Source organism: Rouxiella badensis (assembly GCF_002093665.1).
Taxonomy (GTDB): Bacteria; Pseudomonadota; Gammaproteobacteria; order Enterobacterales; family Enterobacteriaceae; genus Rouxiella; species Rouxiella badensis.
The window spans coordinates 19,860-31,493 of record NZ_MRWE01000049.1; the positions used below are offsets into that span (position 1 = coordinate 19,860).

Consider the following 11,634-nt stretch of genomic DNA (forward strand, 5'->3'; position numbering starts at 1 on the left):
GGGTGTTTTTTTTTACCCTACCAAAGAGGGGTGAGATGCCCAGATTTATAGCGTTATAGCCCTCCTCCATAAGGCCGTCGAGGTGTCTTCCCCACGAAAAACAGCCCTTAAGGCTGTGCACACCCTCAATCCTTCTCCGGTTGTTATTAGTGAAGCTTTAGTTAAAAATTTACGAATCCTTGCGGTCCCCCAACGATCATGGTTAGATAGATAATAAGGCCATTTTTGAAGAAATACTGACGGGGTTTCTTCGCAAACTGGTTAGTCAACTCACTGTGTCAAAAGGGTAAAATTTCAGGGGGGCATTTTCTAAGCTCGCCCGAAAACGCAGGAGATGAGCCAAAACGTTCACATGTTTACAATGTGAAACCCTTTATATGGGGGTCTGCAGTTGTCAAGGTGACAGGTGCATCTATGATTGATGAATATCATAGTGCCAAGCATCCCCTTTTTGGGAGGGATGACAGAGTCATGGGGCATCTGGAGTTGATATTTCTTAAGGGATAACATGCAAATCCATAAATCGTCGCTTATTAAGCTTACCATTTTCCTCTTAACGCTAAGAAGTCCCTTAATTATACCGGTTATTGTTATCTACACGCTTGCAGAGCGTGGGATGTTTAAGAAAATGGTATTGAGGATGATCCCCTTTATCCTCTTTATCGTTGTAATGGCGCTGTATTCGCTAAATCTAATCAACGGATTAAAGTCGGGGCCAGACGTCTTTGGCCAGTGCAGGGATATACTCCTCGCAATGGTCGTATTTACCTTTTTAGTGTCGGCAAGTGAGATAGATGACAAGAACCCCGCCATCGTCTACAACAGCCTGAAGTTCTGTCTTACCATGGTGGGTATCGCCAAGGCGCTGGCTATTGTTTTCGTCGGCGTGACGGGGATGAGTGCCAAGGTCCTTATTACTTACATGAACAGCCATTTTGGTCTCGGCATGATGACCCTCGGCGTTGATGACAGTGCTTTCTTCCGTCTGCAAATACCGCTCGACTCGCTGGTTCCGCTATTTATTTACTTCATCGTGAAAGAAGCTGTAAATAAGTCAGGAAGCAAACTGCTTATTTATTTCATCTTATTGTCTCTCTGCTTCTCGATGCTGGTTACCATGTCAAGGGTAGTATGGGCACAGACTTTAGTCATTATCGCTCTTGCACTCGTTAAAGAGGCAAAGGTTTATACCATGTTCAAGGTAATCACGATCGGCACCGTACTGATTACCATATTATATATGTTTACCCCGGTGGGAGATGCGATAACGCAGATCGTTAACGTTCGTCTTGGCACCAAATCTTCAAGCCTGAATGCAGACTCCGATATTCAGAGGGCATTGCAGAATAACGGTCTATACGATGCCTTTATTCATTATCCTCTGTTAGGTAACGGTTTAGGATATTATCTGCCGGGCATTATACGTTCTCAAGATGCTAAATATCTCTATGAAAGCCAGAGCCTCTCTATTCTGATGAACCTTGGGATTATTGGTACGATTATATTCCTGGCATTAGTCGTTTATACCTGTTTCATGTCCGCACTCAAAGATGGTGGCGGACTTGGGATGCCTTCTCTATTCATCCTTTTCTGGATATTCTCCGGTACGTTTAACCCATTCTTATTCGGGGTAGCAGGAGGCGGGATGCTCTTTATGGCGGCCAAATTCCATACCTTCTACCGGCCAAGCTATGAGGAACCGGTGGCCTCTGCAACCCGGGCGGCACGAATGCGATCCGCCTAGCGATAGGCGTTCCAATGTGGGTGAGTTTTATCATGAAACTCACCCACTTTCATTTTATTAACCCCCCCATCCGTTTATCTTTTTTTCCTTTCCTCGCTATCAAAAAGTGCGCCGGTCATCACGCAAACTCACGGAGTATGGTATAAAAAGCGCTCAGCTTTTTAACGGCATTAACCACATGAAAAACAATAGTATTTACACGCCTGCGCAGCCGGTTGCGGCGCAGAAGCGCGTGCTCGGCTGGCGCGATCTGTTCTCGCTCTGGTTTTCACTCGGGATGGGTCTCATGGTTTTGCAGGCCGGTGCGATTCTCGCCCCTGGCCTGGGTATGGCGGGTTCGCTGCTGGCTATTTTTACCGGCACGCTGGTCGGCGTGATTTTGCTTGCGCTGGTCGGTGTGATTGGTGGACAAACCGGCCTTTCATCAATGTCTTCCCTGAGCCTGAGCCTCGGGAAAAGAGGCATCGCCCTGCCTGCACTGTTTAATATCTTGCAGCTTATTGGTTGGGGCGCTTTTGAAATTATCGTCATGCGTGACGCCGCGAGCTTGCTTGCCAAACAGGCATGGGGGCCGCAAAGCCTGTGGGCAAATCCGACGCTGTGGACGTGGGTTTTCGGCTTCCTCGCCACGCTGCTAGCCGTGTGCGGGCCGTTGGCGTTCATTCGCGTCGTGCTGCGCCGCTGGGGCATCTGGCTGCTGATTGCCAGCTGCGCATGGCTGAGCGTAAACCTCATCCAGCATACGTCGCTCACCGCACTGTGGCATAAGGCTGGAGACGGCAGCATGCCGTTTGCGTTGGCCTGCGATATTGTCGTGTCGATGGCGCTGTCCTGGCTACCGCTGGTGTCTGACTACACCCGTTTTGGCAAAACCTCACGCCAGAACTTCCTTGGCACCGCCTGCGGCTTCTTCCTGGGCAGTCTGTGGATGATGGCGCTGGGCGCGGCCTACACGCTGGCCTTCGTCAGCTCTCAGGACAGCAATGCGCTGCTGCTGGCATTGTCGGGGGTCGCGCTGGGTATTCCGCTGCTGCTCATCCTGATCGACGAGCACGAGAATACCTTTGCCGACATTCACTCAGCCGCGCTCTCGACCGGCACACTGCTGCCGATAAACATCGGCAAGCTGAGCTGGGCTATCGGCCTGATTTGTACGCTGATTGCCTGGGGGGTTCCACTTGACCGCTACGAGAATTTCCTGCTGCTGATTGGGTCAGTGTTTGCGCCGTTGTTTGGCGTCGTGCTGATGGACTACTTCGTGCTTCGCCGTCGTGAGCCGTCTACCCGCAGTCTGGACGGGCGCGCGCTGGCCGCCTGGATCCTCGGTATTGCGACCTATCATCTGATAGCACAGTTTTACCCTAACCTGGGTGCGACGGTGCCGTCGCTGCTGATTGCGGCGCTGTTCTGCTGGTTGTTCAGCAAGCGTCGCTGAGGGAACTTAACGTTTGCAGCGCCGACTTTTGCGCATTGGCGACGTGATGGCGTGCGGCATTCTCTGCCGCATCACCGTCACGCGCCTTGATAGCCTGAAAGACCGCGTCTATCTCGCGCAGACTCTCGGGCAAGCGGTCTCGTTGCAGCAGTGAGGTGGCACGGAGCAGATTGACTCGCGAATGCAGCGTGGTCAGCGACTCCGTCACCAGCTCGTTGCCACAGTGCGCCAACATAATGCCATAAACCGCATTTTTGGCCTGTAGCACTGTGGCCCTGTCTTCACTAAGACTCACCTTGCGTAATTGCGCTATCGCAGCGGCTAACGCCAGGATGTCTGCTTCACTGGCCGACTGAGAAAATTCGCGGGCAATAAAGCCCTCGAGCAGGCCGCGCATGGCGTACAGATCGGCGGCCTCTTTTAACGACAGGCTGGCCACGATCGGGCCTTTGTGTGGCAGGATATTCACCAGTTTTTCGGCTTCGAGTTTTCGTAATGCTTCACGAATCGAGGTGCGACTGACCCCGAGCTTCTCACAAAGCTCGCGCTCGACAAGCCGTTCTCCCGGCGCAAAATGCCAGTTCACGATCGCCTGCCGTAATACATTTTCTACCTGAAAACGCAGCGTTTCGGCTCGCACCAGGCCAATTTCAGAAGACATCATGGAGTTCCAGTCCAACGCAACGCGTGCTTAACGCAGCGCCGAGTAGTCAGTCGGTGACAAGAAATGGTTTTCGATTCGCTCAACGATCGGCTGTTCTGCCTCGGTGGCGAGACGTTTAGCTAACCACTCCTGATCGGACTGGAAGGCGTTCCACTTCTGCTCACGCTCGGCCAGACTTTCCCATTGCAGCATGTAGGTCAGCGCATGGTTGCTTGTACCGACAACCGTGGTCCAGAAACCAATTTGTTTGATGCCGTATTTATCGAAAAATGCCAGCGTGATGTTTCTAAAACGGTCATGCAACGCCGGCAAGCGACCTGGCGCACAGTGGTAAATCCGCATCTCTACGATCATGTTTTTTCTCCTGAATGAGTGAGCCTGAGGTCGGCCCTTCGACCTCCTAATATATACACCAGGAAAGACCCGCTTTCGCTGCAAAATAGTGTCAAAGTGCGTTGGCAGCCAATATCTCTTGCCTCGATGTAGCGAAATACGGTTTATTTAAACCCTCGTTTTAATCACAGCGGCAATGACAATTAAGGAAATCAGCATGCGTATTCTGGTAGTGGGAGCCGGGGCAACGGGAGGATTTTTCGGCGGACGTCTGGCACAGGCAGGCAGAGACGTGACGTTTCTGGTGCGCGAGAAGCGTGGGGAGACGCTGAAAAAAAGCGGGCTGAACATTCATACCCCTCAGGGTATTACCTGCGTACAACCCAAGCTGGTGCTGGCCTCAGAGCTGAAAGACACCTTTGACGTGGTTATCCTGACGGTGAAAGGTTTTTCCCTTGAGGCGGTCATGGAGGAGTTCGCTCCGGCCGTCGGCGAGCAGACGCTGATTTTACCGGTGCTGAACGGCATGCATCATCTGGAAAAGATTCAGCAAAGATTCGGAAAGCATAGGGCAATCGGTGGACTTTGCAGAATCAACGCCACTCTGGATGCCGAAGGTCAGGTACACCAGATGACAGCGCTCGACGAGCTCATCTATGGCGAAGTTGACGGTGAACGTTCAGAACGCATTGTGAAGCTGGATGACCTATTACAAAACGCCGGGTTTACGGCGCGGCTATCGCGCCATATTGTCAGCGAGATGTGGGAAAAATGGCTGTTCCTGGCAAGCGTGGGCGGTATTACCTGCCTGATGCGCGGCAATATGGGGCAAGTCAGCCGTGCGGCGGGAGGACCGGCGTTTATTTCGGCGTTCGTCGAGGAGGTGGTCGCTATCGTGGTCGCAGGCGGTTACCGGGAACGCCCGCACGTTAAACTAAATACTATCAAAGAGTTGACTAATGAAAACTCGACACAGACGACCTCGATGTACCGCGATATGACTCAGGGTCTGCCGGTTGAGGCCGAACAAATCCTCGGTTCTCTGGTCTCGATCGCTGAAAAAGCCGGATTAAACACGCCACTGGTCAACGCCGCCTATACGCATATGTCGGTTTATCAGGAAAATATCAGGAAATAATCAACCGGGAGGGGAAGTGACGTGGAATACACGCCCCCTCGAAAAGGGGGCGTGTAAGAACGAAGAGATTAGGAGGTGAATTCTTCCTGCTCTGCCTCTTCTTCCTGCACGTGAACCACAGGCTGAACGACAACGGCAGGTTTAACCGCTTCGATTTCCAACTGCAGAACGCGACTGGTGCGATCCATTTCACGCTTCGCCAACTCAACGTTACCATTCAGCTTCTGGCCGTAAGAAGGGATCATCTCTTTAAGCTTGCTCTGCCATTCTGACGTCGCCACTTTGTCTTTAAAGACACGCTCCATCAGCTCAAGCATGATTGGCGCAGCGGTAGAAGCACCCGGTGAAGCGCCAAGCAGTGCGGCAATCGAGCCGTCCTGCGAGGTGACAACTTCAGTACCGAGGCGTAGTACACCGCCCTGCTTGCCATCTTTCTCGATAATCTGCACCCGTTGACCGGCAACCACGAGACGCCAGTCCTGTTTTTTGGCATCCGGGAAATACTCTTTCAGCGCAGCCAGACGCTGTTCTTCGGTCAGCATCACCTGATTAATCAGGTATTTGACCAGATCAAAGTTGTCGAGGCCAACGCGCACCATCGGGAAGATGTTGTGCAGGTTAACGGTGCCAAAGAGATCCCAGAGCGAGCCATTTTTCAGGAACTTGCTCGAGAAGGTGGCGAAAGGTCCGAACAGCAAGACTTTTTTGCCGTCGAGCACGCGGGTATCCAGGTGCGGCACCGACATTGGCGGTGCGCCCACGGACGCCTTGCCGTAAACCTTGGCCTGATGGCGTTTAACGATTTCTGGGTTATCGGTCACCAGGAACTCGCCGCCGACCGGGAAGCCGCCGTAGCGTGAAGCCTCTGGAATACCTGATTTTTGCAGCAGCGTCAGGGACGCACCACCGGCACCGATAAAGATAAAGCGGGTTGTTACGCTGTGTTCGCGGCCACCTTTCTTTGAGAAGGTCACGGTCCAGGTTTTATCCGCATTACGTTTAATGTTCTTAACTTCATGGCCGAGATTCAGGCTGAAGTTTGGTTTTTTACGCAGAGATTCAACCAACTGATGGGTGATTGCGCCAAAGTTGACGTCGGTGCCGCTTTCGATGCGGGTCGCCGCCACTTTCTCTTTAGGGTCGCGGCCTTCCAGCACCAGCGGGATCCATTTTTCGATCTGTGCGCGGTCTTCCGAGAATTCCATGCCGCGGAACAGCGTGCTGGTTTGCAGCGCCGCATGGCGTTTACGCAGGAATTCGACGTTTTTCTCGCCCCAGACGAAGCTCATGTGCGGCACGCTGGTGATGAACGAGCGGGGTTCACCGAGCACTTTCTTCTCGACCTGATAGGACCAGAACTGTCGAGAAATCTGGAAGGCCTCGTTAATCTCAACCGCCTTGGCGATTTCAACCGAACCGTCGGCTTTCTCAGGGGTATAGTTCATCTCGGCCAGCGCCGAGTGGCCTGTACCGGCGTTATTCCATCCGTTGGAACTTTCGTCAGCCACGCTGTCCAGTCGCTCATACATATTAATCGACCAGTCAGGCTCCAGTTCCTGGAGATACGTGCCTAAGGTCGCGCTCATAATTCCGCCACCGATCAGGACAACATCAACGATTTTATTTTCCGCCGCTGCCGCGTGTTTAGACAGCGCCATCAGGCCCATGCCTAGAGCACTGGATAGTCGATTTTTCATGATTCACTTCTCACTTTTAGCTAAAGCAGGTGAAAAACCCAACGTTCCTTGTGACCAAGGCGGCTTCGTCTCTTCTCAATACCGGGAGTATTCAAAAGCGGCCAGTGTTTTCCACACTAATCTAGTGGTTATTTTTAACAAAAAATACCAATCTACGTAACTAACATAACATTTTTGCCACTTACGCGATAATAAATTTAATAATTCAAATATTATGATAATGGCATAGTTATGGGAAAAAATTAACCAGTTATTCACGTAAAACGTTTCCGAAAACAGGACAAAAATCCGCAATAAGTTGAATTAAAAGACGAAATAAAAAAGGGGATTTTGGCGATTAAAATGTGAACATTAGTAAGAATTAAAAAAGTGCGGTGATTAAAAACCGCACAGAATGATTAAGCAACGGGGGACTGAATGCCCCAGTTGCAATTTACACCGATAAATCAAGCGTGAAGCATGTCTTTCTTGATAGCGTCAACCGCACGCAGAGAAAGTGCCACCATACTCAAGGTTGAGTTGACCGTGCCCGCAGACGCCATCGCGCCGCCCGAAGCGATAAACAAATTTCGGTGGTCATGGGTCCGCATCCAACCGTCTACGACCGAATCTTTCGGGTCATGGCCCATGATAGTGCCGCCCATAATGTGGTTGTTTGGGTTGAAATAAGGCGTGGACTCAATTTCTGTCGCGCCAAACAGCTCGGCAATCTGTTGCAGGTGTTGGCGAGAGCTTGGTTCAGCGCGGCGCACATAGTCACCCACGTCATAAGTAATATGCGGATACGGGATCCCCAGCCCATCTTTTTTGGTGGTGCTAAGGCGCAGGCGGTTATCCGGGTTGGCCAAAATATCGTGGTTCACATAGATATCCATACCGCAGGCCGCACGGCGGCGAATTTCTTCGTCCAGCTTTTTACCCACCAGCCCCATTTGTAGAGCCTTGACCCCCGCCTTATGGTTCTGTGAGGTGTTGTTCATGCCGATCTGAATAGCGGAACGATCGCGACGGAAATCACCGTCGCGGAAGTTGGTAATCGAGCTCATCTGCACGGAACCGCCGCCGGTCCAGATAGGTTCTGCCGCCTGGAAGCTCATCAAAATGCCCGGATGGTCCATCATATTGCGACCGACATGGCCCGAGCTGTTGGCAATGCCGTTCGGGTTACGATCGTTGGCAGCCAGCAGCAGCAGCTTGGGCGACTCGATACCATTGCCCGCCAGCACGAAGGTTTTGCCGGTCACACGGGTCGACTTCTTGTCCGGATCGTAGAAATTAACCGCCACAATCTCGTTGGAGGTGTTGGTTTCCATGCTGTAAACAACCGCATTAGAGATAATTTTAGCGCCATATTCTTCTGCTTTTACAATGGCATGGATACCGTTAAACATTGCGCCAATGGGGCATATCGGCATGCAGTTGTTGTTGCCGCAGCACTGAGGGCGTCCGTTGTAAGGGCGGCTGTTACGCGCCTGAGGGACCGGCGTATTTTCGTAACCCGCCTTGGCGACCACCTCGGTGAACCGGCGGTCAGCGGGTCCATAAGGCATCGGTTCCATCGGGAATGGCTGCTTACGCGGCGCAACGTATTTCAGCGTGGTGTCATTCGGCCCGTTGACCCCCATCGCCACCTCCGCGCGGTAGTAATAATCCTCTAGCTCGTCATAGGTCACCGCCCAGTCGCGGCCTACGCCATAGGTGCTGTACAACTGGAGGTCATGCGGCAGAAAACGCCAGGTCGAGGCGGCCCAGTGCCAGGTGGTACCGCCAACGCCGCGCACCACCCCCTGACGGTAGGCAGAGGCGTCTGGACCATCAACCTGCGGATACTCGTTGTAAGGGTGTAGCTGTGGATGAACCGCCCAAGGCGATGCCGGATAAGGCGTCGCATAATCAGACTCGGATTTATTCACCGGCGGCATATTACGCCAATTTTCAACGACCTGAGCACGCTCCCAACGCGGCCCTGCCTCTAGCACCAGTACCGATAATCCGGCCTGTGCCAATTCTTGCGCCACGAAACCACCGCAAATCCCGGCACCAATCACGACGACGTCTGCACTCAATTCATTAGACATTTTTAACCTCTAAAATTTTTGTAGGCGCCCTGCTGCGCGCGATAATCATTCGATACACGTCGCGCTTAGCGGCGTTTGCGGCGCAGACGCCACACGGCGAGCAGCACAACCAAAATCACGACAATCACACCACCCGCAAGGGTTGCTGGACCGGCCACGCGTGCAATGAGCGGCGTCGCTCCACCTTGACGAATAGTTTTCACGTCCTCTTCGGTCACGGACAGCTGCGGATTGCCATACTGCTTGAACAGATAATTACTTAGCGTCGCGACCTGCTTGTCACTAAGCGCCTGCACGTCCGAATACGGGCCGAATGCTGGCATCAGTACGGATTTCCCGTTGACCGTGCGCTGTACGCCAAACAGGATGGTCGATACCAGATTGTCCGGTGAGTCGCCGCCCAGCGTAGTGTTGTGCACCAGCGAAGGATAGAAACCGTCATGCGTGCCTTTACCGTCCGGCTGATGACAGCTGGAACAGCTGGCGTCGTACAGGGTTTGTCCCGAAGCCTCGGCAGAAAGGAACTTGGAGATCGGATGAATGCCTCGCGTCGCGGTGTCAGAGTTGGAACCGGTACCAAATTCCGACGCTGCTTGGGTCTGTGACGGGTCACGAACCGGAGGCAGGGTGCGCAGGTAAGCAATGATCGCTTTGATATCATCGTCATGCAGATATTGCAGGCTGTTGGTCACCGCTTCGGCCATAGGCCCGGCAGCCTGAGCCTTGCCGTTGACGTGCCCAGTTTGCAGGTACTGCGCCAGATCTTTATCGCTCCAGCCACCGAGGCCACTCACCGCATCGCTGGTCAGATTTGGCGCATGCCAGCTGCCCAGCATGGCACCGGTGTACAGTGCATTTCCGCCCTGAAGCGCCATCAGCGCATTGCGCGGGGTGTGGCATTCGCTACAGTGCTCGACGTTATCGACCAGGTATTTTCCGCGATTCCAGGTGGCATCCTCAGACTCCACAGGGGTAAACGGCTTGTTGTGCAGGAACAGCAGATTCCATCCCGCCATGGAGAAACGCAGGTTGAATGGGAAACTCAGCTTGGTCTGCTGCGGCTTTTCATCAATCGGTTTTACGCCATGCATAAAGTAGGCATAAAGCGCGTGGATATCGGCATCGGTCAAGCCAGCGTAGGACGGATAAGGCATCGCCGGGTAAAGATGACTCCCGTCTGCGCGAATCCCCTGACGCACGGCATCGGAAAATTGCTTTTCCGTATAGTTTCCAATACCGAACCCTTTTGAGGGCGTAATATTGGACGAATAAATGATCCCCATCGGCGAGTGAATCGCGTAACCACCCGCAAACACTTTCTTACTGCTGGGATCGGTATGGCAGGCCGCGCAGTCGGCGGCAATCGCCAAATATTGACCACGAGCGATGAGGTCAGCGCCGGTCTGGTGGTCGGAAGGCGCGGCCAACGGCAGACTTTCTGCGGCGTGCGACACCGCAGACCCCATTAGGGCCGCTGCGGCAATGCCCGCAAAATAGAAGGCTCGCCTGAACGGCATTTTTCGGGTTAGTGAGTAATTTGTTGGCAAGGACCTGCTCTCCATAATCTTTTCATTTTATAAATACGCGCGCTGAATTTTGGCCATAGAAAGCCGCGGGCTTTTTCCGGGAGAAAAAACCTTCAGACGTGAAAATGACGTTTATCGTTATCTCGTGCTGCCGGAGAATGAACGCCGGTCAAACAAACCTGCTCAGGCTAGCGCCTGGGGTTTTAGAACGTCAGCAGTCGATCAACCGGAGGCGGATTCGCCACCCAATAGTCAGGGCCGTTGTGAGCATAGGTCGGAATAACCATGCCATCGCGGGGGATCTGATACATTAGCGCCTGCTGATAACCATAGACCGTAGCGTGATATCCGGGCTCGATAACCCCGCTGTACCAGGCCTTGATAATTGTCATCATAGGATCATGCAAAGGCTGTTGTTTTAATTTTTCGTCCAGCGTTTCCACATCGGGAATATTATTTTGCTTCACGAATTCACTGAGCTGTTTTACCTCACCGGCGAATTGGGTATTTTTCTGGCAAAGTGCGGAATAAAGACGCTCGCCCAGCTGAATATCCAGACTATTATGTCCTGTGAGTAAACGCGACAGACGAATAAAGCCATCGAAATCGGCAGAATCGTTATTTGAGTTGGCCGCTAATGCCGGGGTGGAGGTTAATCCGCCGGAGACTAAAGCAAAGCTGGCGATTAATGTGCCGGAACGGGAAATTAAATTTCGTCGTGAACGACCGTTGCTGCTCAGTTCAGAGTTATCCTCTGAATTATTGTTTTTTTTCACATTGTTCCCTAAAGCAAAACCCTGTTTGCATGACATTGAATAGGAAAAAATTAAACGCACGATGGGTGTGTGGGTTGATGCAGAACGCATGCCCGGATTCATCATAGGGGGATTTGTGATGGGAGTCACAGTTATCGGCTCATTATTACGGCGTTAAATGTAACAAAATCATGATTATATGTAACAAACTTCATTGAATTGTTTAAACAAATTCATAACAATAATTTTACATACATTATTTAT

The 11,634-nt window shown here is 52.2% G+C and carries 9 protein-coding genes; 3 read left to right on the forward strand and 6 right to left on the reverse strand.

The window, feature by feature from the left end:
* The first annotated feature begins 508 nt into the window (after positions 1 to 508).
* Positions 509 to 1,744, forward strand: a complete 1,236-nt coding sequence (locus BS640_RS20705; RefSeq protein ID WP_017493244.1) for an O-antigen ligase family protein — start codon at positions 509 to 511, stop codon at positions 1,742 to 1,744.
* A gap of 178 nt (positions 1,745 to 1,922) precedes the next feature.
* Positions 1,923 to 3,179, forward strand: coding sequence for a putative hydroxymethylpyrimidine transporter CytX (gene cytX / locus BS640_RS20710; protein ID WP_026110718.1), 1,257 nt, complete (start codon positions 1,923 to 1,925; stop codon positions 3,177 to 3,179).
* Here cytX and BS640_RS20715 read toward each other — a convergent pair.
* Complete coding sequence (locus tag BS640_RS20715; RefSeq protein WP_084913258.1) at positions 3,163 to 3,840, reverse strand: GntR family transcriptional regulator; 678 nt, start codon at positions 3,838 to 3,840, stop codon at positions 3,163 to 3,165. The two genes, cytX and BS640_RS20715, sit on opposite strands and share 17 nt — an antisense overlap.
* 30 nt (positions 3,841 to 3,870) lie before the next feature.
* A complete protein-coding gene (locus tag BS640_RS20720) occupies positions 3,871 to 4,197 on the reverse strand; it encodes an NIPSNAP family protein (protein ID WP_017493247.1) in 327 nt (108 codons plus the stop codon).
* Between the two features lie 196 nt (positions 4,198 to 4,393).
* Between BS640_RS20720 and BS640_RS20725 the strand changes: the two genes are divergently transcribed.
* Positions 4,394 to 5,314, forward strand: a complete 921-nt coding sequence (locus tag BS640_RS20725) for a ketopantoate reductase family protein (protein WP_017493248.1) — start codon at positions 4,394 to 4,396, stop codon at positions 5,312 to 5,314.
* 68 nt (positions 5,315 to 5,382) lie between these two features.
* On the opposite strand, the gene BS640_RS20730 is transcribed toward BS640_RS20725, so the two are convergent.
* The 4 genes from BS640_RS20730 to BS640_RS20745 all read right to left on the reverse strand — a co-directional run bounded on the left by BS640_RS20730 (position 5,383) and on the right by BS640_RS20745 (position 11,481).
* Positions 5,383 to 7,011, reverse strand: coding sequence for a malate:quinone oxidoreductase (locus BS640_RS20730; protein ID WP_026110719.1), 1,629 nt, complete (start codon positions 7,009 to 7,011; stop codon positions 5,383 to 5,385).
* Positions 7,012 to 7,457: 446 nt separating this feature from the next.
* On the reverse strand, positions 7,458 to 9,089 hold the full coding sequence (locus BS640_RS20735; RefSeq protein ID WP_084913259.1) for a GMC family oxidoreductase: 1,632 nt from the start codon (positions 9,087 to 9,089) through the stop codon (positions 7,458 to 7,460).
* 65 nt (positions 9,090 to 9,154) lie between these two features.
* A complete protein-coding gene (locus BS640_RS20740) occupies positions 9,155 to 10,555 on the reverse strand; it encodes a c-type cytochrome (protein WP_084913260.1) in 1,401 nt (466 codons plus the stop codon).
* A gap of 263 nt (positions 10,556 to 10,818) precedes the next feature.
* Complete coding sequence (locus BS640_RS20745) at positions 10,819 to 11,481, reverse strand: sorbitol dehydrogenase family protein (protein WP_225741541.1); 663 nt, start codon at positions 11,479 to 11,481, stop codon at positions 10,819 to 10,821.
* Positions 11,482 to 11,634: the final 153 nt, after the last annotated feature.